The organism is Candidatus Poribacteria bacterium, assembly GCA_021295715.1.
In the GTDB taxonomy this organism is placed as follows: Bacteria; Poribacteria; WGA-4E; order WGA-4E; family WGA-3G; genus WGA-3G.
On sequence record JAGWBV010000010.1, the window covers coordinates 22,056 to 48,254 of the forward strand.

25 protein-coding genes are annotated in these 26,199 nt (G+C 47.8%); 10 read left to right on the forward strand and 15 right to left on the reverse strand.

Going from position 1 to position 26,199, the window contains the following annotated elements:
- Positions 1–3: 3 nt before the first annotated feature.
- Entirely contained in the window at positions 4–918 is a 915-nt protein-coding gene (locus J4G07_04815) for a P1 family peptidase (protein MCE2413302.1), read from the reverse strand.
- Positions 919–1,124: 206 nt separating this feature from the next.
- On the opposite strand from J4G07_04815, the gene J4G07_04820 reads away from it, so the two are divergent.
- Positions 1,125–2,315 (forward strand): DegT/DnrJ/EryC1/StrS family aminotransferase, encoded by a 1,191-nt coding sequence (locus J4G07_04820; protein ID MCE2413303.1) that lies wholly within the window; start codon positions 1,125–1,127, stop codon positions 2,313–2,315.
- Between the two features lie 29 nt (positions 2,316–2,344).
- On the opposite strand, the gene J4G07_04825 is transcribed toward J4G07_04820, so the two are convergent.
- The 13 genes from J4G07_04825 to J4G07_04885 all read right to left on the reverse strand — a co-directional run bounded on the left by J4G07_04825 (position 2,345) and on the right by J4G07_04885 (position 15,744).
- Positions 2,345–3,745, reverse strand: coding sequence for a hypothetical protein (locus J4G07_04825; protein MCE2413304.1), 1,401 nt, complete (start codon positions 3,743–3,745; stop codon positions 2,345–2,347).
- Between the two features lie 117 nt (positions 3,746–3,862).
- A complete protein-coding gene (locus J4G07_04830) occupies positions 3,863–4,693 on the reverse strand; it encodes a hypothetical protein (GenBank protein MCE2413305.1) in 831 nt (276 codons plus the stop codon).
- A 172-nt stretch (positions 4,694–4,865) separates the two neighbouring features.
- Entirely contained in the window at positions 4,866–7,181 is a 2,316-nt protein-coding gene (locus J4G07_04835) for a DUF255 domain-containing protein (GenBank protein MCE2413306.1), read from the reverse strand.
- Between the two features lie 95 nt (positions 7,182–7,276).
- On the reverse strand, positions 7,277–8,383 hold the full coding sequence (locus J4G07_04840; GenBank protein MCE2413307.1) for a metal ABC transporter permease: 1,107 nt from the start codon (positions 8,381–8,383) through the stop codon (positions 7,277–7,279).
- Positions 8,384–8,577: 194 nt separating this feature from the next.
- Positions 8,578–9,516 carry a metal ABC transporter permease gene (locus J4G07_04845; protein ID MCE2413308.1) on the reverse strand — a complete coding sequence of 313 codons (939 nt, stop codon included), beginning with the start codon at positions 9,514–9,516 and terminating at the stop codon, positions 8,578–8,580.
- Positions 9,517–9,679: 163 nt separating this feature from the next.
- Positions 9,680–10,405: a metal ABC transporter ATP-binding protein gene (locus tag J4G07_04850; GenBank protein ID MCE2413309.1), complete on the reverse strand. Its 726-nt coding sequence runs from the start codon at positions 10,403–10,405 to the stop codon at positions 9,680–9,682.
- Positions 10,406–10,633: 228 nt separating this feature from the next.
- Positions 10,634–11,596 carry a zinc ABC transporter substrate-binding protein gene (locus tag J4G07_04855; GenBank protein MCE2413310.1) on the reverse strand — a complete coding sequence of 321 codons (963 nt, stop codon included), beginning with the start codon at positions 11,594–11,596 and terminating at the stop codon, positions 10,634–10,636.
- A 4-nt stretch (positions 11,597–11,600) separates the two neighbouring features.
- Positions 11,601–12,740 carry a VIT1/CCC1 transporter family protein gene (locus tag J4G07_04860; protein ID MCE2413311.1) on the reverse strand — a complete coding sequence of 380 codons (1,140 nt, stop codon included), beginning with the start codon at positions 12,738–12,740 and terminating at the stop codon, positions 11,601–11,603.
- 115 nt (positions 12,741–12,855) lie between these two features.
- The gene (locus J4G07_04865; protein MCE2413312.1) at positions 12,856–13,521 is read right to left on the reverse strand and encodes a metal-dependent transcriptional regulator; all 666 of its coding nucleotides are present in this window, start codon (positions 13,519–13,521) and stop codon (positions 12,856–12,858) included.
- Between the two features lie 340 nt (positions 13,522–13,861).
- Positions 13,862–14,914 (reverse strand): Gfo/Idh/MocA family oxidoreductase, encoded by a 1,053-nt coding sequence (locus J4G07_04870; protein MCE2413313.1) that lies wholly within the window; start codon positions 14,912–14,914, stop codon positions 13,862–13,864.
- A 72-nt stretch (positions 14,915–14,986) separates the two neighbouring features.
- On the reverse strand, positions 14,987–15,118 hold the full coding sequence (locus tag J4G07_04875; GenBank protein MCE2413314.1) for a hypothetical protein: 132 nt from the start codon (positions 15,116–15,118) through the stop codon (positions 14,987–14,989).
- A 37-nt stretch (positions 15,119–15,155) separates the two neighbouring features.
- On the reverse strand, positions 15,156–15,461 hold the full coding sequence (locus tag J4G07_04880) for a hypothetical protein (GenBank protein MCE2413315.1): 306 nt from the start codon (positions 15,459–15,461) through the stop codon (positions 15,156–15,158).
- 61 nt (positions 15,462–15,522) lie between these two features.
- Entirely contained in the window at positions 15,523–15,744 is a 222-nt protein-coding gene (locus J4G07_04885; GenBank protein MCE2413316.1) for a hypothetical protein, read from the reverse strand.
- Between the two features lie 248 nt (positions 15,745–15,992).
- On the opposite strand from J4G07_04885, the gene J4G07_04890 reads away from it, so the two are divergent.
- The gene (locus tag J4G07_04890) at positions 15,993–17,909 is read left to right on the forward strand and encodes a TRAP transporter fused permease subunit (protein ID MCE2413317.1); all 1,917 of its coding nucleotides are present in this window, start codon (positions 15,993–15,995) and stop codon (positions 17,907–17,909) included.
- Between the two features lie 212 nt (positions 17,910–18,121).
- On the opposite strand, the gene J4G07_04895 is transcribed toward J4G07_04890, so the two are convergent.
- Positions 18,122–19,006 carry a tetratricopeptide repeat protein gene (locus J4G07_04895; GenBank protein ID MCE2413318.1) on the reverse strand — a complete coding sequence of 295 codons (885 nt, stop codon included), beginning with the start codon at positions 19,004–19,006 and terminating at the stop codon, positions 18,122–18,124.
- A 178-nt stretch (positions 19,007–19,184) separates the two neighbouring features.
- Here J4G07_04895 and J4G07_04900 point away from each other — a divergent pair, with 178 nt between their 5' ends.
- From J4G07_04900 to J4G07_04935, 8 genes are all read left to right on the forward strand, one after another.
- Positions 19,185–19,787 carry a DUF98 domain-containing protein gene (locus J4G07_04900; protein ID MCE2413319.1) on the forward strand — a complete coding sequence of 201 codons (603 nt, stop codon included), beginning with the start codon at positions 19,185–19,187 and terminating at the stop codon, positions 19,785–19,787.
- Positions 19,788–19,877: 90 nt separating this feature from the next.
- Positions 19,878–20,075 (forward strand): hypothetical protein, encoded by a 198-nt coding sequence (locus tag J4G07_04905; protein MCE2413320.1) that lies wholly within the window; start codon positions 19,878–19,880, stop codon positions 20,073–20,075.
- Positions 20,076–20,144: 69 nt separating this feature from the next.
- Positions 20,145–20,333: a hypothetical protein gene (locus J4G07_04910; protein MCE2413321.1), complete on the forward strand. Its 189-nt coding sequence runs from the start codon at positions 20,145–20,147 to the stop codon at positions 20,331–20,333.
- A gap of 15 nt (positions 20,334–20,348) precedes the next feature.
- Entirely contained in the window at positions 20,349–21,209 is an 861-nt protein-coding gene (locus J4G07_04915; protein MCE2413322.1) for a PDZ domain-containing protein, read from the forward strand.
- A 163-nt stretch (positions 21,210–21,372) separates the two neighbouring features.
- Entirely contained in the window at positions 21,373–22,638 is a 1,266-nt protein-coding gene (locus J4G07_04920; protein MCE2413323.1) for a DUF3500 domain-containing protein, read from the forward strand.
- Positions 22,638–23,204, forward strand: coding sequence for a class I SAM-dependent methyltransferase (locus J4G07_04925; GenBank protein MCE2413324.1), 567 nt, complete (start codon positions 22,638–22,640; stop codon positions 23,202–23,204). Before J4G07_04920 ends, J4G07_04925 begins: the two co-directional genes overlap by 1 nt.
- A 269-nt stretch (positions 23,205–23,473) precedes the next feature.
- Positions 23,474–25,681, forward strand: a complete 2,208-nt coding sequence (locus J4G07_04930) for a carbohydrate binding family 9 domain-containing protein (GenBank protein ID MCE2413325.1) — start codon at positions 23,474–23,476, stop codon at positions 25,679–25,681.
- 137 nt (positions 25,682–25,818) lie between these two features.
- The coding region (locus J4G07_04935; GenBank protein MCE2413326.1) for a hypothetical protein at positions 25,819–26,199 on the forward strand (381 nt) is incomplete at its 3' end.

Genomic DNA, 26,199 nt, shown 5'->3' on the forward strand with positions numbered 1-26,199 from the left:
AGGTTACCCTGTCGTCACGGCGTTAACAATCGCCTCTGCGACAACTTCCGCAGCGAGAATACCGACAGTATTTACACTACTTTTAGTGTGCAAGCCGGTTGCGAGAGCAAATAGCGTATCTCCATCGAACATCGTATGCGCCGGACGAATGGCGCGTGCCATCCCATCGTGTGCCATCTCCGCGACTCGGTGTACCTCAGCGGAAGAAAGTGTCGCATTTGTAGCCACAACACCGATAGTTGTGTTGGTTCCCTGCACTAAATTTGCTTCCAAGAGTCGTTCCGTGATGTCCACGAAATCACCGTTTTCCTTCCCACCGGCGAGAATCTCACCCGTCCTCGGATGCACAACATTTCCAAGTGCATTCACAACCACAATTGCCGCAACAATCAAGCCAGAATCGAGACACATACACGCCGAACCTAACCCACCCGGAGAAGACGCGAGCCCGGGGGCTTTACCAACAGTGGCACCAGTGCCTGCTCCGATAGTACCCATCGCAACGGGGGTACTTGTGGCGTTAAGGCACACCTGATACCCCATTTCTTTGTCAGGACGGACTTTGGCATCGCCAACCCCGAGATCAAAGATAACAGCCGCGGGAACAATCGGCACCCGAACAGGACCTGCGGGAAAACCGACGTTCTGTTCCTCAAGATATTGGACGACACCACCCGCAGCATCTAATCCAAAGGCACTTCCCCCTGTCAGGAGGACAGCGTGTACTTTTTGGACTAAACGTCCCGGACGGAGAGCTTCTGTCTCCCGCGTGCCGGGTGCAGCACCACGCACATCAACGCCCGCGGTTGCCCCTGCTGGACAGAGGACAACTGAACATCCCGTTCGAGCGGTTGAATTGGTAGCGTGCCCTACCGTAATTCCGTTTATTGCAGTAAGTGTCTGATTGTTTGTTTCCATAGTTTTCACAATGTTCCAAGTTTCCAAGATTACTATAGCGAATTCTGATGAAATCTACAAGAAGAATGCTATCAAAGAGGTTGACTAAAAAAGAGAACACTGCTAAAATCAAGCCTACCTGTATCAGGAAAATCGGGGTTACTTAGGGGAAACACCCAAGCAAAACACCCCTTTTACAGCATGCACATAGCAAGGGGGACAGAGACATGGCAAAGTTAGCACTAAATGGCGGCGACCCCATTGTCAAAGGGAGCTTAGGGAAAAGTTGGCCCATTTTTGATGAAACCGAAGAAAACGCACTTTTAGAGACCTTGTGGAGTGGTGCGTGGAACCGACGCGAGAAAGTCGATGAAGTCGGTGAGAAGTTCGCAGCGTTTCAGGATGCCAAATACGGTATTCCACTCGCAAACGGCACGGTAGCACTACAATGCGCCTTAAAGGCGGCTGGTATCACCGCGGGTGATGAAGTCATCGTTCCTGCCCTAACATTCGTGGCGACAGGCACCTCGGTTGTGTGCGTCAATGCAGTGCCAGTCATCGTTGACATTGATCCGCTCACCTATAATATCGCACCCGATGCGATTGAAAAAGCCATTACACCCCGAACGCGGGCGATTATTCCAGTGCATAACGGTGGTTACCCCGCTGACATGGACGCGATTATGGAAATCGCTGACAGACACAATCTGAAAGTGATTGAGGACTGCGCACATGCCCACGGCTCACAGTGGCGTGGAAAAGGACTTGGCTCAATCGGAGACCTCGGTGCATTCAGCTTCCAGATGGGAAAGACCCTCACTTGTGGCGAAGGCGGAATGGTGCTGACAAATGATGAAACATTGGCAGAAAAGGCAGGTCAATTCGCACAATTGAATATGCGGATGACCAACTTCCAAGCGACGCTCTTATTGAATCAACTGGAACGGTTTGAAGAGCAGGTAGAGACGCGTGAACGAAATATCGCATACCTTTCTAAGGGGATGGAAGCGATAGACGGACTCCACCCAATTCCGCGCGATGCGCGCGTCACACGATGGTGTTTCTACTATTGGGATTTCCGATTCGTCTCTGAGGAGTTCGGCGGGGTTTCACGCGATCGCTTTTTAGAAGCACTCCGCGCAGAAGGTGTGCCGTGTGGTGTCGGAGCACATGGTGAACCCATCTACAACGAAGGTCCGTTTGGTAACCCTGAATTGTTTGATAGGCTCGGATTACCACGCAAATACCTCGGCGATCAAGCGATTGACTACAGCACCCTCAACTGCCCACACGCAGAACGGGTCTATCGCGAAGAGGTGTGCAGTTTCACACATTCCATGTTTTTAGGGGATACAGACGATATGCAACAGATTTTAGACGCGTTCCAGAAGATTCGGGCACATGTCAGAAATTTGTAGAGGTGGCATGCAACATCAATGGACAGAAATTACCGACTCTCTGTCCCGATCTGGAAAGCATAGAGTTTTGCGTTATGCAGTTGGAATCTTAACCGAATTTCCTTGCCTATCACATTCGCTAAATCCTGACTTGTTTCCCATTTTACGCGGGAATTTGTAACAGTCGAATGAATCGGTTCGCTACTGGCAAGTTGGTTCCCTGTCTTATCCAAAACCGCTACACGCACAGAACCACCATCCGACACATCTGCCGTCATGCCGACTGATGGACCATCAAAGGTTAAGGGTTGTGTTGTTATAATCGCTGGCATGTCGGGGGCGATAGGTTCGTAGCCTGCCCAACCGTCCTGTCGAAGCATTGCGAGTGCGAGGTAGCCGTTACGCCAGTTGAAAAAATAGCCGTCTCCAGCACCGTAGTAAATGCAAATTTCATCGTCAAAGAAAATCGGGGCAGAGGGAAAGATCGTTCCCCAGTCGTAAGGGGTCTCCCCATAACGCTCCTTTTCCGATGGAGTATGCCCCATAAATGGTGTGCCTTCCTGTATGCGGTGCCAGTGAATTGTGTCCGGACTCCAAGCCAATTCAACATGTTGTTTGACATCAATTTGGGAGTCCTCTGGATACACCATTATGCCGATGAGTCCGATATAAATTCCACAGGTCGGAAACACGATCATATCATGCGTTTGTAAAAATGGACTGGAACCTTTGAGGATAGATTCGTCTGGTGTCCACTGCACAAAATCAGGAGACTCCGCTCGTGTTACGAGGCGAATATTACGAGCATGCTGACGAGTGACACCGACATATTTGCCCAAACTCTCTGCCCAAAAAGCATTAGGATGCGTGCCGTGTGCCTCAATCTGTGGGATTGGAAGGGGTTCGCGCCAGTGCAATCCGTCTGCCGAGAACGCGACCGTCATTTGTGGCTCTCCACAGAAAAACATCTTATAACGTCTTGCCGGATCGGTTTCACGTTCATCCTTGAAAACGCCTGCTCCATTTACGTGGCGCATCAAAATGTTGTTCTGTTTGTTGCCATCGAACTCAATAAGCCCAAGCTCAGGTTTCTTCCAGTAAACGCCGTCAGTTGAGTAAGCATAGCAGAGCCCCATCTCCCGCTCATTTGGTTTTACATCCATGTAATTGCACCAATCAGGATGTCGTTTTTCCGGCGGCGTGTGCGTTACCCGTTCATCAATGATAAACGGATTGTACCAACATTTGTAGAGTTTCTCCTCAACATCATAGATGACGTTGGCGTAAACGTTGTCGAAACGCGGTTCCCACGGTTTATCCTCACCAAAAAGCGGGTTCTGCGGATGCTTGGTAATCTCGCCAAGGGTAAGTTTAGCCGAGATCGCCTCGTCAATGATACGATTATCCAAGACAAGATATTGGGACGGACGAATAGGGGAAGATCCAGACATTTCTGTTTCCGTAAGCGTTAATACTGAAAGGAGAAAGGGTCGCGCCCCAGAGGTAACTTCCACAAAAACTTTGTGGAGAGAAATGAGCCGCGACCCAAAGGTATATGCGCGCTATTGTTATTCATAGCCGCGCTTGACATCTGCCCAAACCGTTGGAAGTTTGTCCACCGGATCAACAGCGAACGTGCCAGAGATGTTTTGGTTAATCTCCGCTTCGGATAGTGCTTTGTCATAAGCGCGGACAATCGCAAACGAACCATTAAATGTTCGACGGCGTTCATCGAAGGAATTCGCACCGATTGAGATGTCGTCTATTGGTAAGCTCTTATCGAATTCAAAACCGGCTTGTTTGCTGACCTGTTTACCATCTTGATACGCTACAATTGAATCATCATTCGTGCCGACAACGGCTATCCAGGTCCAAACACCTTCCTCAAGTACGAGGTTAAGCGGTTGAACACCTTGCTTAGAACCGCCAGCATGGATGGACATGTCCAAATTCTGACCGCCGACTATCCAAAGCCGAACTCCCTGCTTGCCTTCTCTTGGGCTATTCTGAAAACCGGCGAAGTGATGCTCCTCAAGAAAAAAATCGCCGTTGCGCCTACAGAGGAATTCCAATGTCCAGTCCTCGAAAAACAGTGGCGTATTTTTTGCCGGTGGACCGCCAAAGGTTGAAAGGGACTCCGTGGTTGTATAATACTTCAAATTCGGTTCACTGACACCGAGGGCAGGAATTTTAATTTCACCCTCTTCCAGTTCCATTGGTTTTTCTGTGGCAAGCAATTCACCGCCTTCGGTGCCGAGGTTCTCCCACGCCTTCGGATGCGCAGGGTTGTCAGCGGCATCGAGATAGAGCACAGGATCCTCAACAACATTAGCAAATATAGCGTGACACGCCATTAATAGGAAAATTAGCGTGGTGCAAATTGAAATACAGGTTCTCATGTAAGGTTTCTCCTAAAGTTGGAAATGTATATTCATAAAATTGGGTAGGGTTCTCAAACCGATCACCATAACTATTATATCAAACGAGAATCTGATTATCAAGAAAATCGTGAGGCGTGTACGCTGTAATCACACCCATTGCAGTATGAGTTTCACCGTTCATAGGCAAAAACTACGGCACTTCCAACGGAATATCCAATGTCTGTGGCAATAGACATTCGGTCTCATTACAAAGTTGGTAGGTGAGCTGTAGCATAATTGGAACATTTTTGTCGCGCTTCACATTCGGCTTCTGTTTTAACTGCAACGGAATCGTGAGGTTTCCTTCATAAACATTCAAAGGCTCGCTACTAAATTCAAAGTGTGTCGATCTCCCTTTCGGATACACGACATTGGCAAGTTCAAACGGAATATCAGCGTCCACGGTAATCGTTGTCGGGATCAAATTGTCTTGACCCGCTGGGTTCGCGTTAATATGCCACCCCTTAGCAATATTGAGTTGAAGCACCACATCGTATATCTTTTTGTTTTGGGCATTAACTTCAGCGGTCGCACTGATGAGTGATGGCGTTGTTCTAACGAGTTCTTCCTCTGCGGTTAAATAACGGTTGAGGGCAAAATGCATATACATGAAGGACGAAGGGCTTTGTGCCATAGAGTGAGCGAAACTCTGCAGCGTTTCTTCAGCGTAATGCCGATAATCCGCACCAAATGCCAATAGATTGGCAACAGCAACTGCATTACCAGACGGAATTGCGGAGTCATAAGGTTTCTTGGTACGTACAATAAGATGCTTTGCATCCGCCTTCGTGTAATAGAACCCCCCGTTTTTGTCGTCCCAAAAAAGTTGAATCATCGCATCAGTGAGTTCTTTCGCTGAATTCAACCACTCTTCATCACCGGTAGCCTTATACAACCCAAGCAAACCCCGGACAAAAAAGGCATAGTCATCAAGATACACATCCTGTTTCACCACACCCGCAGTATAGGTATGACACAATTCACCGTCGGGTTTTTTCAGGGTGTCAAGAATAAACTGCGCAGCTTTTGATGCCGCGAGAAGATACTGCTCCTCGCCAAGTACCTGATAGCCGTAAGCAAGAGCGTCTATCATCAGACCGTTCCAATTGACAATGATTTTTGTGTCCAGCAACGGGTATTCGCGATCAAAACGTGCCGTCAAGAGTTTCTCACGTGCAGATTCTACGTCCTTGAGAGCACCCTCCGCTGCTGTGCCGTTAGGGACATAGAGAACATATTTACCCTCAAAATTAGGTCCCTTGTCGACCCCGTACACATCAGCGAAACGTGCTGCTGCCTTTTGGTCTCCGAGAATTTGCTGAATCTCATCGGCAGTCCAGACGTAATATTTTCCTTCTTCGGCATCCGTCTCAGCGTCCAAAGCTGAATAGAATCCGCCCTCTGGTGCTGTCATCTCTCGGAAAATGAAACTGAAGGTCTCTTCAGCAATCCGTCGATAGCGAGGTTCCTGTGTCAGTTGATGTGCATGGAGGTATAGTTTCGCCAATTGTGCGTTGTCGTAAAGCATCTTCTCAAAATGCGGAACGAGCCACTTTTCGTCAACAGAGTACCGGTGAAATCCACCACCTATCTGGTCATACATCCCACCGTAAGCCATCATATCCAGCGTATGCGTCACCATCTTCAACAGTGATTCATTTTCTGTGGGAGGCGTTTGTAACTCCGATCTTCGTTCGTATTCACTTAGCAAAAATTCGAGATTCGCTGGGCTTGGAAATTTCGGCGCGCCACCAAACCCACCGTAGGCATGACTATAGGCGGGACGGAGATAGTCCACTGCAGCAGTCGTAAGCGATCTATCTAATGGTTTAGTAGTGAGTGCCGTAAACCCTCTGCTTGTCGCCAATTCAATAGTATCTGAAATCTGCTCTGCCGCTTCAATGACTTCCGCTTCTCGCGTTACCCACGCTTCATGCACCGCATCAAGAATAGTCGGAAACCCCGGTCTGCCCGGCACATCTGTCGGTGGAAAATAGGTACCAGCATAAAACGGTTTTAAATCAGGGGTGAGAAAAACAGAGTTGGGCCATCCGCCTCGTTGAATCAGAAGTTGCGTTGCTGTCATATAGATTTCATCGAGATCTGGACGCTCTTCTCTATCAATCTTAATATTGATAAAATCTCTGTTCATCATTGCGGCAATTTCTGGGCTTGAGAACACCTCCCGCTCCATGACGTGGCACCAATAACAAGTGGAATACCCGACAGAGAGAAAAATCAATTTGTTTTCTTTCTTCGCACGTTCTAATGCTTCATCACCCCACGGATACCACTCCACAGGGTTATGCGCGTGGAGCAACAGGTAAGGGCTGGTCTCATGAATAAGTCGATTCGTCCATTTCCAAGAGCCATCTGGATTCTTGAGTGCTGCCTCATCGGCTCCTACTATCCATACAAGATTGAGAAAAAGCAGACAGGTGAGAAACTTCTGTATTGTATTTTTCATACTGGAAACCTTTATTGTAAAAAGCAATATGCGATGAATCGCACTCCTCCAAACCTATGATACGATTTTTGAAAAGTCCAATTCGCATAGCATGGTTATTGCACAAGTGCCTGCTGTGCTACCGAGCGGCCACGTTCTGTCAGCATCAACTGTGTTTCCTCCTGAGAGACGCAACGATTGTGCAGGGCGTATTTCACGACTTGGGTAGCGAAAGAAGGGTCCCAACGGAGATGCTCATGAAGATGTGCTATCTCCGACTCTGCTTCAGCTTCCGGAAGTCCTTCGTGATTAAAGAGGTGAATCACTAACATCGTTTGGGCAAATTCCCTTTTTTGGCGTGTTCGTCTCCGTGCGATAGCGATAAGTCCACGGTTCGGAACAACCAGAAAAATCAGCCCGAACACAAGGAGCGTCATTGTTGCAATCATCCCTGCAATAGAAACATCGAAGACGGACGCGAGCCAATAACCACCTACAGCATTCATACTCCCAATAATCGCGCTCAGGGTAAGCATCAGTGAGAGCCTGTTTGTGATGAGATACGCCGTAGCAGGCGGTCCAGCGATAAGAGCAACAACCAATATCGAACCAACGGCATCAAATGCTCCGACTGTTGTTACGGATACAAGGGTCATCAGCCCATAGTGAATTAGGGTAGGCGCGAACCCCAACGTAGCTGCTAAACTTGCGTCAAAGGTTGCTAACTTCAACTCTTTGTAAAATAGCAGAATAAAGGCGAGGTTCAGCAGCAGAATCGTCCCCATCACATATACAGATATGGGACCTAAATCGTATCCGAAAACATCTAACCGGTTAAGCGGCGCATAAGCGAGTTCACCGAGGAGGACAACATCCATATCCAAATGAACGTTGCCTGCAAATCGAGAAATCAGGATCACCCCGATGCTGAAAAGGGCAGGGAACGTTAAGCCAATCGCGGCATCCTCTTTCACCAGTTTCGTCCGTTGCAGCAACTCAACGAAAACAACGGTGAGTACACCGGTTCCGGCAGCGGCAAGAATGAGAAGCGGCGACGACAGGCTTTTCGTAAGAAAAAAGGCGAGGACGATACCGGGGAGAATTGCGTGGCTAATGGCATCACTCATCAAAGTCATTCGCCTTAGCACTAAGAACACACCGGGCAAAGCGCACGCCACCGCTGTCACAATCGCAATGAGTTGAATATCAAGATGCTCTTGTATCACTTTTTTAATTATGGAGTTTCTAACCTGTGCTCCGCTCCGCTTCGCACAGGTTTTCGCTTATGCTATAGGTTCTTCTTAAAATCGGGCTCGTAGTTCGTAACGAAATGGAGAACGGATACTCAGAAAGGGCACGTCAAAGTCGTAACCGATGTAGTTCTCCTGCAAGGTATAATTAAAAAACCGTCACGTTTTTAGTCGTCCTGTGGCTCAGCATACGATCTACCACCATACCCCTCAACGGCTATACGCCGTTTGTTTCGCTGGTGCCGAAACCAGTCCCACAAAAGTCCACGATTCGGGGCAAAAATGATCGAGAATCCCACAACAACTGTTGCACACAACACAATCGTTGGGCCAGTCGGGATACGTGAAGCACTACTACTGATAATCGTTCCACTCACGCCTGCGAGTGCTCCAAAACCAGCAGCGAGAAACATCATCACGCTAAGCTTATTGGTCCACTGTCGTGCAGCGACCGCTGGCGCGACCAACATCGCACTCATCAAAACAGCACCGACAGCTTGCAAACCGAGAACGATCGCTATAACGAGGAGACTCGTCAACAGAATGTCAAGTGCACGGATCGGGAACCCAAGCGATGCAGCAAAACCATCATCAAAAACCAATAACTTCAACTCTTTCCAAAAAACAAGCATGATGACGATTGCAGTGCCCCCGAGTATACCAATTGTCAACACATCGCTCTCCAGAATAGTGGCGGCTTGTCCGAAGAGAAACGTATCCAATCCGGCTTGATTCGCATTACCGGTCCGCTGAATCAGCGTATGTAGCACTAACCCGAACCCAAAAAAAGTGGACAGTATGATCCCAAGTGCGCTATCGTATTTGATACGCGTCAGCCTTACGATACCCAAAATGAGCAGTGTACCGAGCCATCCCGCAATTGCCGCACCGAGGACCAAAACCAGAGGGGTTTTACTTCCTGTCAGCAGAAATGCGATTGCAATACCGGGCAACGCGGCATGGGAAATGGCATCGCCGAGGAGACTCTGGCGACGCAAAACAGCATAAGTGCCGAGGGACCCGCTTACAGCACCAAGCAAGGCAGCACCCATGGCGACAATCAGAAGCGTATAATCAAGATGAGTAAGAATACTCAGATATTCCATTTTTTCTGGCAATCAGCAGTCAGCAATCCGTCATCAGTAAAGATGTAAGCGTTTCAGTAACGTTTCTTTTTTTATTGACGGCTGAAAGGTTTTTCATAGAAAGACTGCGCTGACGGCTGAAAGGTTTGCTACGCAACCCGATCTGATTGCTGATAGCTGATGGCTATTTCGTCATGAACGCGACACGCCCCCCGTAAGTTATTCGCAAATTTTCAGGTGTAAAGGTTTCATCAACGGGTCCGCTTGCGATCCGACGAATGTTCAAAAGCATTACCCAATCGAAATACTCGGTTACCGTTTGTAAATCGTGATGCACCACGACAACGGTTTTTCCCTTTTCTCTGAACTCCTTAAGTAGCGTGACAATGGCGCGTTCTGTGGTAGCATCAACGCCCTGAAAAGGTTCATCCATCAAGTATACTGTAGCGTCTTGAACAAGAGCACGGGCAAGGAAAACCCGCTGTTGCTGTCCGCCAGAGAGTTGACTAATTTGCCGAGTGCTATATGCCTCCATACCCACCTTTTCCAAGGCATGCATGGCAAGCTCCCGCTCCTGCTTCCCGGGTCGTCGCACCCATCCGAGTGCGCCGTAACGTCCCATCATAACGACATCCAGCACGTTTGTTGGAAAATCCCAGTCAACCGTCCCCCGTTGCGGGACATACCCAACAATTCGGCGTTGCGCTTCATAAGGTTTGTCGTAAATCAAGATATTGCCTGCCGCAGGGCGCACCAGTCCCAAAATCGCCTTGATCAACGTCGTTTTACCCGCGCCATTGGGACCGACAATCGACAAGAGCACCCCAGGTGGTACATCCAAATCGACATCCCACAAGACAGGCTGATCTTGATAGGCAACTGTTAAATCTGTTACTTCAATGGCTTTCATTTCGGACGCTTGCATGTTTTTAATTTTACCTTGCGGTTTGATACGTTAGGTTTGGATATTGAAGTTCCTTTCCGTATATCTGAAGAAACACCGGATTTAGTCTGGGGATAGACTAAATCCATTCCTTGTATTACATTGCAAAAACCCCTCCAAATGTAAAGCAAAGACAAATTATGCCATTTAAGGAAACCTAATTTCATCAGGGTCCACGGATTATGTTCTACCAACTTAATCCTCCATCATCGAACTGGTGGATGTACTCCGAGTGAGTGCAGTTACAATCGTATCAATGTTATGACGAACCATTCCGATGTAGGTGCCTTTAGGTGTTCCTTCGTTTCCCATAGCATCTGAGAAAAGCTCGCCACCGATTATTACATCAAAACCTTTTGAGTTCACAGCTGCCCGGACCGCTTCAAGACTCCTCGACGAAACAGAGGATTCCACAAAAATTGCGGGAATGCGTCGCTCTGCAATAAACTTTGCCAACTCCTGGACATCAGCGATACCTGCCTCTGTTGCGGTGCTAATGCCTTGTAATCCGCGCACCTCAAATCCATAAGCCTTCCCGAAGTAGTTAAAAGCGTCGTGTGCCGTTACGAGCACCCGTTGTTCAGGTGGCACACGTTCCGCCTGTGCTTTCACATATTCGTGCAGTTCTGCGAGTTTCGCGAGGTAGCGTTCAGCATTAGTGTAGTACATTAGTGTATTGTCCGAATCGAATTCACTGAGAGCATCGCGAATCTTTCCCACGGCTTCCATCCAAAGTGTTACGTCAAACCACAGATGCGGATCGTATTGCCCTTCAAATTCCGGTGGCGTCAGCAGCAGGCTCCGGTCAACTGCATCTGTTACGGCAACAGTTTTTGTATCTCCCGACATTTTGGCAAGAATGTCGCCCATTTTCGATTCAAGGTGCAGCCCGTTATAGAAGATGAGTTGCGCCGAAGTTAACCGCTGCACATCCCCCGCACTCGCCTTATAAAGGTGTGGATCTACCCCCGGTCCCATCAACCCTGTGACATCAACCCGTTCACCACCAACATTTTTAACAACATCAGTAATCATACCGATCGTCGTGACAACGCGAAGTTTATCTCCAACGGAAGCATCAGGTGATTTCCCTTTTGGATCGCATCCAATGTACACAAATATGCATATTAAAAACAGTGATATGTATCTTCTCTGCATAATCTTAATTCCCAAAAAAGAAGTGTTCTAAAAGTTCACCAACGAGGTAGCCAACGCCTGCGACACCAAGCCCTACAACAAACATGTCAATACCACTACGAAACAAACCCCGCCCAGTGAAGATACTTCGGGCACCACCAACAGCAAAGTGGGACAACATCGCGAGCGTAAACGAGATCCAGATGGCAGCTGCTCCCCTTGTAAAAAGGAACGGTGCAACCGGAATGAAGGCACCGATAGCAGTCGCGAGTCCTGTAATCCACCCCTCTTTGAGCGGAGCTGTATGTAACTCACCTATTTTAAGTTCAGCTTGGACCTTTTCTGCCAGTGCTCTTTCTGGATCACTCATCACTTCTTGTGCGAGTTCGCGAGCCTGCTCTTCGGGCATGCCCCGTGCGGCATAAATAAGTGAAAGTTCCTCTTCCTCAAGATCAGGCATGAGGCGAATTTCCTCTCTTTCGACTTCTATTTCGTGCTCATAAACCTCCTGCTCACTTTTTGCAGCGAGGTAGCCTGAAGCCCCCATAGACAGCGAGTCGGCGACCGTCCCAACGATGCCTGTCACGAGAATCGTAGAGACATCGGAGGTTGCCGCGATAACGCCGGCGACTAAACCGAAGTTCGCCGTTAATCCGTCGTTGAACCCATAAACGATGTTGCCTACCATACCTCCAGACTCGGTTTTGTGCCACGGTTCATCACTTGAGCCGGTAAGCTCCTGTAAACTTTTCGTATGCTGGGCAGACTCTTTGGCTAAAGCAAGTGCAGCCTCTTTGATATCCGTCCTCATGCTGTTCCTGTGAAGCATTAAATAGTCTTTGACTTCACTTGCCTCCTCATTCAACATCTGAGAAAGCGGGAACTCACCTCCAAATCGGCGAGCATACCACGCCATCAACCTTGCTTTCAATGTCGGACGATGCTTTTTAGCCTTTATATTGTATGTATCGAGCATTCGTTCCCACCGGTCCACATGTCGAGTTTCCACCACAGCAAGTTCGCTTAATATTTCTCTCCGCTTGGCGTCCGACTCAAGTTCAGCAAAAACGCCATATAGAAAACTGGCATCCACTTCGTCTTGCAAATAACCTCTCCACACCTTGATCGTTTTACTGTCCGGTCGAACCTGTTTTTGTTGTTCCATTTTAGACTCCCTTCAAATATACCTATCGCTCTTTGTTAGACCGTTGTGAAAGTTGCAACACGCTCACCTACTACAAAATGACCTTTACTGCCCGCTGATCGCCGACTACCGACCGCTATTCCGGATCTTTCACTTTATCCACAAAAACCTGTTTCGCGACCTCACGCCCAATAACGACCTGCTGTCCAGCAACGTCGATAGTAAAGGGACCTGCAAACGGAGCAACTTCAATCACTCGGAATGCTGTGCCCGGGTAGAGATTGAAACTTCCTAAATGCCGAAGCATCGCCGAATCGGTGTCACTCACTTCAGCAACAATGCAGGATTGTCCACTACACAAGTCTGTCATTGGAATGGATTCAGTTTTCGTTACAACGCCGTTTTTATCGGGTATCGGTGAACCGTGGGGATCGGCAGTTGGGTAGCCGAGAAACTCGTCCATTCGTGCCTCCACGTCTTCCGAAATGACATGCTCCAATTTTTCTGCTTCCTCGTGAACACCATCCCACGGAACACCGAGTGCCTTGAATAGATAAAGTTCCAATAAGCGATGGTGCCGGATAATTTCGAGTGCGATTGCTTTCCCAGTATCTGTCAGCGTAACACCGCGATAGCGCTCGTGTCTTACCAGTTTCATCGTCTTCAGTTTTTTAATCATCCCAGTGGCAGACGCGGGCTTCACATTGAGGTATTCTGCTAAAATGCCGGTCGAAACTTTACCGACTTTCTCTTGCAATTTATAGATCGACTTGAGGTAATCCTCAGCTGCATGTGTAAGCATCGTTCTTTCCAATCCGCAAAGGGAACAGACAATGCCTTTAGTTTCCCACTGCGGTAAGTAAATATATGAGCATTTACCCATTCAGTTTTAGGCACTATGTGCCAAAATTGTTAGAAACGTTGAGAAATTAATTTAGGCGTGCCTAAATTATATATTATGCAAAACAAAATGTCAAATTTTAATTATTCCTTGCGGATCGGTCAGGTGGGTTTAGATATTGACGTGCCTCTCCGTATAACCGCACTTCATTTCATTACGTGCTACGGTTTCATTAAAACCCGAGCACGCGTTTTCATTGTTCCTTGCGGGTCGGTGAAGTGGACGAGAAGGACAGGTGTCGCTAAAAGTCGTTGAATACTTTCACGGGTTGTCCTGTCTCAATAGACTCCCACGCCGCCACGCCGACAGCAATAGATTTTGCACCGTCAATGACATTCGGCGACGGTTCTAAATCTTCTTCAAGACACTGCTGAAAATGGCGCATATATCGGATAACCGTTTGTCCGTGTCCGTAAACGCTTGTATCTATTTCAGGAGGGCAGATCACTTCAAAGGGTTCTCTGGTGGCCATTTTATCGAGCATCAACTTGACGTGTCCCTCTTTGTTGTCCGTAAAGTCCCCAATTACTGTCCCTTTACTTCCGAAAACGGATATCTGCTGCATCGGCATCGGGGGATGGACGACATCGTAAAGCCCCATCGCTCTCGCAATCTGTCCGCTCTTAAACTTCAGGTTGAGAAAAAAATTGTTCTTTATAGGGTATTCCGGTGTGAGTAAACCTTTAGTTCCGTAGGCGTGCACCTCATCTACATCACCGAGGAGACAGCGCAATAGGTCAACAGGATGCACAATACCGCCGAACATCAAATCTTGTGGTTCATGGAGTCGCCACGGCGTGAAATCATAGACCTCGCGCATGTCGTGGACATAATAGGCATCCGCCAGCATAATGTCGCCTAAATCACCGTCGTCGAGGAACCCTTTCATCGTCAAAAACTGTAGGTCAAACCGCATCGACTGCCCCACAAGGAATTTGACCTTATGCTCGCGCACGAGATCCACCAATTGTTGGGCATCGGCTAACTTGGTCACCATCGGCTTTGTGCAAATGACATGTTTACCTGCTTCAATCGCCGCAACGCAATGTTCGGCATGTAGGTGGTCCGGGGAATAGATAGCAATGACAGAAATATCGTCGCGCTGCACGAGTTCACGATAGTCTGTTGTCCAAAAGTCCACGCCAATTTGGTTGGCATAATTCTCAAGCACATCTGCCTGCTTCGCGCAGATACCTCGGAGTTCATATTTCAGGTCCGGTACATCTTTTAACAGGGTCGCAGTTGACCCCATATTCGTGGGGTTCATCCCAATAACGCCCAATCCTATTGCCATTTCGTATCTCCTTCCTGAGTCAATTACGTATCGCTATTCTATCATAATTCACTTTTGCTGGCAAATAGGAGTTTATTTTCCTATATCTGAGTCAAGTTCCTTCGCCTTTTTGAAATCTGCCTTCGCTTCCTTTTTTTGCCCAAGCAGCACTTTCACAAGCGCGCGATTATAGTAGGGTCTGGCAAAATCGGGCTTGAGATTGATAGTTTTATCGAAATCCTCAACCGCCCCATTGTAATCATCAAGTTTTGCCTTGGCAACACCGCGCGTGTGATAACCGTAAGGGTTTTTTCGCGTCTAACTCGATAGCCGAATCACAATCAATTATCGCTGCTTTGTATAGGCTTTCGGCTTCCGCGATATTCCCTTTATCAGATTCAAAATCACCCAAGCAAATTTTTGTATATCCGCGAATGATGTAGGCGTATGTATCATGTCGGTCATAACTGGTAGCCTGATCAACGTCTTCAATTGCGGCGTAATAGTACCGCTGTGCTTCCGTGATATGCCCTTGAGTAGTTTCAGAGATGCCCAAGGAGACCTTCACCGCCCCGCGCTCGGCGTATGAGGGAAACTTTGGGTAGATACTGTTGGCTTTATCAAAGTCTTCAATGTTGAATCCCCTCTCCGTAAACCACAGCGACCGTAGATGCTTTTACTTTTTCTGTATCTAAACCTTCAGCCACACCAAGGGGGAGGCCGGGACCTTCTGGAGTGCCGCGCGGTATAACATATACTGAATGCAATTCAATATGCTGGGGTGTTTGCGCGCATGAAAGCATAAGTCCTAAAGCGAGAAAACTGAGTAAAAATTTACTGAAGCCTTTCATAAATATGTTTCCTTCGCAATTAAGGTTTCAATTGTCTATTCAAATGATACTGGCTGTTTACTATATTAGTTTATCATTTGCCCAGTCTCCTTCAAAAAGATGTGAAGAATGCTAAAATATACAATTTATGGGGCTAAAGAAAAAACGAGAATCCAAGGCATAAAGAGATCACACTGATTGAAAATTGTTTGCCTTCTGCGCCAATATGATGTAGAATTATTAAAGGGATTACCCACAGCGGAGGAAAAATGACACAAACTGAAACTAAAGAAATCTCTGGTCTTGACGCCCAACGAACCGAGTTAGAAAAAATATACAAATGGATTTTTGAACTCGGTGCGGCTGCTCTCGTTCTCTTTTATATCTACAGTGCAGGGTTTGGGAGTGCAAATGAGCAATTTCATCTCGGTTTCTATCTCTTGTTGACCTTCGCGCTGATTGGTATCTTTTACCGATGTCGAAAGAACTCACCAACATCCCGCCCATCACTCATAGATCTGGGCATGATTGTCCTCAGTATCTTTACCATCGGCTACTGGATTGTAGAGTACCCGAATCTGGTCAACCGAGCGGGCAATTACAGTCAACTCGATATTTTCGTAGGTGCGGTCGCGATTCTGATTAGCTTTGAAGTAAGCCGTCGGACGGTCGGTTGGGCACTTCCGATCATCGCTGTGGTGGGTATCCTCTATGCTCTTTTCGGTCGTTCTTTACCGGATGCCATCTCGCACCACGGTTTTACACCCCGTAGGATTATCGAATACTGCTTTTTCAGTCAAGCCGGTGTCTTTGGCATCATGGCGAACGTTATGGCGACCTACGTGATCCTCTTCATCTTCTTCGGAGCTTTTCTGGAGAAATCGGGAGTCGGTCAATTCTTTATTAATTTACCGATGTCGATAGCAGGACGTTCAATAGGGGGAGCGGCGAAAGTTTCGGTCATGACGTCCGGTTTTTTCGGGTCTGTCGCAGGAAGTGCGATTGCAAACACAGTCGCGACTGGGACATTCACCATACCATTGATGAAACGAACAGGCTTTCGTCCCCACATCGCTGGGGCAGTCGAGGCTTCCGCGTCCGTAGGTGGGCAATTTCTACCACCGGTGATGGGGGCAGGTGCGTTTCTCATGGCAGAACGGACAGGACTCCCTTATAGTAAGATTGCGCTCTTATCCATCATGCCAGCGGTGCTCTACTTCATCTCCGTCTGGGTAATGGTACATTTTGAAGCGAAAAAGCAAGGAATAGAACGGATACCAGACGCAGAAATTCCTAAGTTTCTGCCCCTCCTTAAAAGTGGTTGGTATTACCTACTGCCGTTGCTCACCCTCGTCGGAATCCTAATCGCTGGATATACGGCTTACAAGGCGGCATTCTTCGCAATTCTCGTTACAATCGCGGTAAGCTACTTCCGACCCGAGACGCGCCTTACACCGAAACGCATCTGGGAAGCGATGGTGACGGGGGCAAAGAATTCGCTCGCCATTGGCGGTGCTGTTGGCACCATTGGTATCATCGTCGCCGTCATAGATTTGACGGGTTTAGGAAGGATTTTCCCAGATTTAGTGCTGTCGGTTGCAGGGGACAACAAGGCTATCGCAATTATGCTTCTCGCTGCGGCATCTTTAGTGTTGGGTATGGGAATCCCTGTGACAGCCGCCTATCTGATTACCTCTGAACTCGCTGTGCCGATCCTGACGACTCCTGAGATGGGCATACCGATTATAGCTGCGCATCTGATTATCTTCTGGCTGAGCCAAGACTCCAACATCACTCCACCGGTCGCCTTGGGAGCCTACGCAGCTGCCGCTATCGCCCGTGCTGATCCATGGAAAACAGGATGGGCATGCTTCAAGTTTTCCAAACTTCTCTATATCATGCCGCTGCTGTTTGCATATACCCACATCCTGTTCACAGGAGGCACACCGGTTGAATATACACTCTCTGTGGTATCTGCTGTTGTCGGTACTGTTATCTTCTCCATCGTAACGATGGGCTTTTTCGTCCGTAAGACGCATTGGTATGAGTGGGTCTTGCTTGCACTTGCGGCGTTTCTGGCATACGTCTATAACATCTGGACGTTCATCATCGCCATAGTCCTCGTCGCGATTGTGTACATCCTTCAGAAACGTACTTTTAATTTTCCTTGCGGTTCGGTCAGGTAGGTTGAAACATCCACGTCCTTTCCGTATATCCGCACTCCATTACATTACGTGCTAAATGCTTCGCTTATTTTACTCAGACAGGTTTCTTGACCGAGAGGGAGCATAATCTTAGGAAATCTACAGAACACGTTTTTAATTTTTCTTGCGGTTCGGATTCGGTCAAGTAAGTTTGGAATTTGAAATAACTTTCAATGCTGCACTCTGATAGCTGATTAAGGTGTACCAACAATTTCTTGGAGTCGCTGCAAGATTGCATCAGCGGCTCTGCGAGATTCCTGTTGGTTGAATCGCTCAACCGCTTGCCCTGCACGAAAGGTGTTCCCTCGGTAGTAACGCCAGAAAATGAATACTCCAAACAAAGCCGCGTCTACATAATGTCCATCTAATACCGCATCAACAGCGACAAAACCGAGCGCGCCGTTCAGCAGAAGTGCATTTAACCCATCTGTCCAATCTCCTACATAGACCTGCCCTGCACCGGGAAAAATTGTCGACAACACCTCTGCAAACTTCACAGATTTCAGTGGCATATCAGCCGCTGCATCAAGTAATACCTCAAGTCTTTCATCGGTCGTATAGTTTCGCAGTGATTCGCGGGCATCCTCCCACCGAAACTGATAGATATATGCAACGGCTTGCAAGAAGAGCGCGCGCCGATACAGATGAGCGGAGGGGGTTCGCATGGTCACCTTAATCAATTCCAATCGAGCGAGATCGTAGTCCTGCGCGGCAATCAGCGTTACGGCGAGTTCGAGTTGGTATGCCGATTTTGTTTCGGCATCTATCGTGAGATGTGTAGCTGCTCGCAAGGAAGTGACTGCTTCTGCCCACACCCCTTGCGCTCTATAGGCGAGTCCGATGTTGTAATATACTTTACCAACACGCGCATCATCTGGATGAAAGAAGAGGAAACGCTTATATTCGGTGATAGCAGCATCGTAGTTGCCTTGCGCGGCGAGATGTTCGCCGAGGGATAACGGAAGTTCCTCTGCGATTGCCGTGAAACCGCTGAAAAGTAAAGAGGCACTGATTAAGAAAAGAGATATAGACTTGTTTAAAACTTTCACTTTTCGGACGTAAACATCATTAGGCATCATAACGTTCATCTTGCTGAGATGTGGTTTTATCCATAGTATACGCCATTACGATCGGTATGTCAAACGCATATTCACGAACTTTTTTCAGGTTTACATGTCTAAATCGAACAACAAACCTAAACATCCACGGCGCCTTTGCGTGAACGTGGTTCCTCCGCAAAGAAAGAGAATTTCGACCATGAAAACAGACACAACGACACGACTGGGCACCTTCGTTAATACCCGCATGAAAGCACTTTTTGTCGCGCAAGACGATAAACCTGCAACGTTAAAAAGAATCAACCTTGCACGACTGACACCCTTCCAGCGCGGGTTGCTCGTCGCCGATGGAACGGTTACGCAATTAATTGAAGCGTATACGCTCATGCAAGTAGAGGTAGCCTTACTCCAGCAAACAAAACAGACCCTATCTGCTGAAAACACATGGCTCCAGCTGCCTGCCGGAGCAGAGATCATCTCACGGCAAGTAGTTCTCCAAACCCACTCACAGGAAGAATCATTACCAATAATACATACGTATGCGGACTCCCTCATTGTGTCGCGACGTTTGCCTGAGTCAATTTTGGATGGATTAGAATCCGACAAACAGGGGCTCGGTGGACTTTTGCGGCGTAGTGGTTTAGAGACTCGGCGTGAGCTGCTCTGGTGCGGTATTGAGGTACTAACCGATCCACCGTCGGCGGTGGCACATCTTGAAGGTGAAAAGTTTATCAGTCGCACCTATCGAGTGTTCACAAATCATAAGCCGCTTATGCTGATTAATGAGAAGTTCCCACTTTAATCATCGGGAACACTAACTTTCAAGGATAGAGATACACTTTGACCTTGGAAATGTTAATTTTTAGAAATAATTGAAAGGAGAATACTTCTGATGAAATTTCGGGTTCTGGGAATAATCCTCGGAATACTACTATTAGCCGCATCGCTCTGCTTCGGCCACGGTGACGAAGAGGTTGCCGAAGATCAGGTAGCGGTGAAGTCAACCGGCTACTGGATCTACAATGACATTGACAAAGGATTTGCTGAAGCAGAAAAGACAGGACAACCGCTGCTCATCGTCTTCCGCTGAGTGCCGTGAGAGTCCTGCCAAGGCTTCGACGAACAGGTTGTTCGTCACGATAAAGAGATTAAAGATTTAATGGAACAATTCGTGCGTGTCCGTATTGTCCAAGGTAATGGTATGGACTTATCGCTGTTCCAATTTGATTATGATCTCACCTTCGCGGTATTTTTCATGAATGCCGATAAAACCATCTACGGACGTTTCGGCACACGTGCTGAATACGAAAATGCGGCGAAAGACATTTCAATTGAAGGCTTCAAATAAGCACTTGAAGCCGCTTTGGCATTACACGAGGGATACCCGACTAATAAGGCAGTTTTAGCTGCCAAGACCGGACCTGCGTCAATAAAGAAAACACCAGAGGGATTCCCTGCGCTGTTACGTTATTCGGCAACCTTGGATTTTGATAGTCGGATTAACCAGCAATGCATCCACTGTCACCAGATTGGTGAGGCGCAGCGGGAGATCCACTGGTATGACCGGAAGCCAATTCCAGACGAAATCCTGTATCCGTTTCCAATGCCAGATGTTTTGGGATTGCATTTTTCACCGAAGCATCGCGCAAAGATTAGTAAGGTGGTGTCGGGTTCCTCTGCTGAGAAAGACGGTTTCCGACGCGCAGACGAAATCTTGACCCTCGATGGACAGCCGATTATCTCAATTGCTGACGTGCAGTGGGTGTTACACCGCACACCGGAAAACACAACATTGCCAGCAACAGTCGATCGGCATGGTAAAGAGATTAACCTTATGCTCACGCTCAACCCGGGTTGGCGGAAAGGAAGCGACATCTCATGGCGCACGACAACAGGCGAACTACGGCTCGTTGCACTCGGTGGGATGGTGCTTAAAGACCTATCGGATACTCAGCGCCAACGTAACAGTATTGGCGAAACGGAAATGGCACTGAACGTCGAGACTGTGAGTCGCGGTGGACGCAGGTCAAGCGAGCAGACTAATGCGCAAAAGGCAGGCATCCGACGCGGCGACATTGTCATCGCTTACGGAGAGCGGACCGAGCGGTTGACAGAAAGTGGTATTATCGGATACGTGCTGCAGGACAAACCACAAGCGAAGACTTTACCCATAAAATTACTGCGAAATGGTGAGCAGATCGAAGTGAAATTGTCGCTTGAATAATTGAGAAACGAAACGGGGAATACACGGGATTCCCAACCCACGAATTCCCCTTTGTATCAAATTGAGGGACGCGACTGATGCAATTCGGTGCGTCCCTTCAATCCAATACTGCTACTATACCACAAAAACCAAAGCAGTATAATAAAAACATGAAAGGATTTACATGCTACGTAAAATTATAATTACATTCATTATAGTATTCACATCTTGCATGGTGGCTTTTACACTCAACATTTTAGATGCCGCAAACGTTGAAGCAGAAAAAACAGAAGGGATCGCTGAAATTTCCACTAAACCCTCAATCGTAGCTTTAACGACCGTTATGAACAGTTTCCGCGCAGCACTAAGTAGTGAACTCCTTGCTGCAGCCTCCTTCCCACTTGGACACAAAGAATCCTACTCATGGACGAATACCCCGCCAAGTATGGGCGGCAATCGCGGTGGTATCCCTTTTGGGAGCCTGTCCGCTGAACAACTGACCCTCTTCTATAAAGTCCTGGACGCATTTTTGAGTGACGACGGTTATACCAAAGTCTCTCTCATCACAAAAGATGTTGAGACGCATCTCAGTAAAATCAGACCGGGTTTCTGGGATCCGAATGATTACCATATTGCCTTATTTGGAAATCCAGAAACAGACGGATCGTGGGGCTTCCAGTTGGACGGACATCACTTGGCACTCAACTTCTTAGTTCATGGCGATGAAGTCTCTATTGTCCCCGCCTTCATCGGATCCGAACCTGCGACCATCAACGGCATTGAAGTGCTTGCGGACGAAAGAGGCAACGCTTTTGCCTTAATGAACAGTCTTGATGCCAACCAAAGAGAGAAAGCGATTCAAACGGGTCGTCGTAGACTCCAAGTCGGACCCGGTAGATCAACAGACCCTTTCTTGAATTACGATTATTCCGATTTCGTTGGTGTCGGTCTGAAAGCATCGGAGATGAACGCTACTCAAAAAGAGAACCTACGGAACCTGATTAAGACGTACGTCTACAATCTGGAAACCGAATTTGCGGATGTCTGGATGGCGGATATTGATGCCGGACTCGCCGATACTTATTTCGTCTGGATCGGTGGCACGACTATCAACGATCAGATTTACTGTCGTGTTTTTAACCCGGCTGTCTGGATTGAATTCAATAACGAAGGTGGAGTCGGCACAGGACGCGGACGCGGCGGTAGAGGCGGACGCGATCAAGGAGACCGTCGCAGTCGAGATGACGGTGGATCCCGCGCTGGCTTGGACCACATCCACTCTATTACCCGATCCCCCAACGGAAAGGACTACGGTATTTTCGCCTTGAATCAGGGTCCCAAGACGCTCTTGGCACACTACGCTTCCGCCGATCATCACAAAACAATGCTTCAGTTGTTCGATTATCACATGGTTAATCTACAAGACGGAAAAAATAAGGAGACTCCATAATGTTTGACGAAGTTTTAGCGGAAGTCGAAGAACAGTGTCGAGAAGAACGGGTCCCAATGTTGGGACCCGACAAGGCAAAATTGCTTGCAAGTTGCGTTGAAAAGGCAAAACCGTCTCTGATTGTAGAATGCGGCACTGCCATCGGTTATTCCGGGTTATGGATTCTACGTGTGCTAAAAACCTTAGGCACAGGACGCTTGATAACAGTGGAAATAGAGGATGCCAATGCGCAACGGGCGCGCGCAAATTTTGAAAGAGCAGGTGTTTCTGACCTTGTTGATTCACGTATCGGAGATGCCGCAGAAGTCCTCAAAACCCTCCAAGAACCTGTTGATTTTCTGTTTCTTGATAACAATAAAGACGGCTATTTCGCCTGCTTCCAAGCGATTCAGTCTCGGCTCACCACTCCAGCAACGCTCGTCGCTGATAACGTCGGTAGAGCGGAGCAAATGGCTGATTATTTAGAACATGTCCGTTCACACTACGACTCCGAAACATACTGGTTTGAGAGTCGGCACCGACCTGGAAGACGTGATGGGATGGAGGTTAGTATTTATCGCTGCTGATGTCCGAGGACAGTATTGACAATACGGCTTACATATAGTAAGATACATAGTCATTGAAACACACGAGACTGCGGCAACTTCTGTTCCATGCCCTGATAAGTCGAGAGGGTTCCCACCTGTTCCCGGAAAGGGCATAGTGAATTATCTTCTTAAGGTGTTCACGTATTTCGGATTTCACTCTATAACCCCACCTTTTATATAGCAGCTCAACAAGGAGGCACCAACCTGTAATGAAACATATCACTATTGACTTTCAGTTGCGCCGATATATGCAGAACATCAAACTATCTCTCTTACTGTGGATGTGTGTGCTATGTATTTCTATCAGTGTCAACGCGCAAACTGAACGGGAGTTACCACGTATGTCAGCACACCGGACTTCTGAGGAAATCAATGTCGATGGGGTGCTGGACGAACCCGTTTGGCAAAGCGTAGAGCCGATCCGTCAACTCTACCAAATCCAACCTGACCAAGGCGAACCGGCAACAGAACAGTCCGAAGTCCGCATTCTTTACGATGACAAAAAGTTGTACTTCGGCTTTATTTTTTACGATGAGATGGACAAGATTGTCGCTAACGACATGCGTCGGGACTCTCCAGGCTTGCGCTCCAACGATTACGGCTTTTTGCTATTAGATACCTACAACGACCGACGGAATGCCGTTTTCTTTCGCTTCACTCCGGTAGGTGGAATGGAAGATACTGCGGTCTCCAACAGCGGTGGGAGTCTCAACACAAGCTGGGATATTGTTTGGGAGTGCCGCTGCAGGATCAACGAAGACAATTGGACAGTAGAAATCGCAATTCCGTTCAGCCAACTCCGCTTCGAGCAAAGCGACGTGATGAACTGGGGCGTAAATTTCGGTCGCGAAATCGCGCGAAAGCAGGAGATTGACGCATGGAATGAAGCACCGAAGACCTACGGAGGATTAGCGAAGTACCGAACAGCGTATTTCGGTACACTCGAAGGCTTAGAGGGGATTACGCCATCAAGGCATCTGGAATTGCTGCCGTATGTATTACCCGGTGCGAGTTATGGATCATCAACAGAGGAAACTGAAGGCGTATTTGAAGCCGGTGTGGATCTCAAATACGGCGTAACCCCGAACCTAACTGCTGATTTGACCTTTAACACTGACTTCGCCCAAGTAGAGGCAGATCAGGAACAGGTGAACCTGACGCGTTTTAGTCTCTTTTTCCCTGAACAGCGTCCGTTTTTCTTAGAAGGTGCCAGCATCTTCGATGTGGGGATCCCACGTCCGAGTTTCCGAAGACCACCCCCTTTACTGCTTTTTTATAGCCGTCGTATCGGGCTTGCGGGAGGACGTGCGATTCCGATTCTGGGCGGTGGCAAAATGACCGGAAAAATTGGACCTTACGGCATAGGGGTTCTGAACGTATTCACGGACAAATATGAAAAGGATGTGCCCGGAGTCTCTCCTGAGAACATATTCAGTGAGCCGCGCACAAATTATTCAGTCGCGCGGGTGAATCGAGACATTTTAAAGGGGTCAACTGTAGGCGGAATCCTTATTAATAAGCAAGATGCTGATACATCCAACAGCACAGCAGGTTTTGATTTTTCCTATCGTCCGACGCGAGAAATCAATATCCAAGGGTTGTTTTCACGGACCCTTGAAGATTTTGAAGTAGATTTTGCTCGAAATAGCAATGCATTCTTTATTGGTGGTGATTGGCGGACGAATCTTTTTCGACTCGACGCTTCATATACAGACATTGGCGAGGACTTTAATCCCGAAGTCGGGTACATTCAACGCACAGATGTCCGGCGTTTTCGTGGGGCAGGCAGTTATACCCCGTGGCCCGACGCGTTTGGCATTCGCGAGATACAAATTGGACCGGAGATCGATCTCGTTCTGACGCAAGAGAACGAATTGGAAACCCAAGAAATAACCTTCGATACGGAATTTGATTTTGAAACAGGGGATGACATCGGATTCCAAGTCAAGAATACAATTGAAAATTTAGATGTAGGGTTTAACCTTCAAGGACAAGAAATTCCAGAAGGTGATTACAATTTTACATCATTTCAGGTATCGGGTCGGACCAGCAGCAGTCGTATGATTGCCGCCCAGTTGCAAGTGGAATTCGGTGAGTTTTATAGTGGAACGCGGCGCGGTTTCTTAATAGATGCAATCGCACGACCGACGGCTCGGCTGAGTATAGAACCGTTTATCGAATTTAACCGTATTACACTACTGGGTGAAGAATTCGATGCCAACGCTTTCGGCGGACGTGTCGGCTATTCCTTTTCGACAATACTCTTCGCGAAGTTGTTCTCACAATGGAGTACCGATAGGGACATCCTCTCCGCTAACTTTTTGGTGAACTACATCTACCGCCCCGGCAGCGATATTTACCTCGTTTTCGACCAGAGTTACGACACTCGTGATGGCGGTGTGAAACTTCTCGGTTGGGCAGTTTTGGGGAAAATGACGTATTGGTGGAACCGGTAAAGGAGTCTCTTAGGAGTGCCCGTTTCCAACAATTACGGTATCCATTATGCACACACAAAATGCACTCAGCGGACATTACACCGACCGAACTTTAACAAAGGAGTTCCGCTCAGGAACTCGTCACTTTTGAGGTTTTAATGAGAAAAAAGTTTACAATCAAATCAAACAGATTTTCATTTTCTAAATGTTGTGGGCTGTTCACTATTCTATTCACCTTCACCTTGATATACAATGCCACTGCCGAAAACTGGGCACAAAAATCGGACATGCCGATTCCAAGGCTCTTTTTCTCCGTAACTACCGTTGGTGGTCAGCTTTACACTATCGGCGGAATGCTTGCTGAACCCGTTGACTTTGTTAATGCTTATGACCCGGGTGTGGATAAATGGGATCAGAAAGCGAGTCTACCAGCAGCACGCGCCGGTGTTGTAACCTGCGTCGTCGCCGGTAAAATTTACGCGATTGGCGGATGGAACGGGCAATCACCGGCACTCGGAACGGTTGAAGAATATGACCCA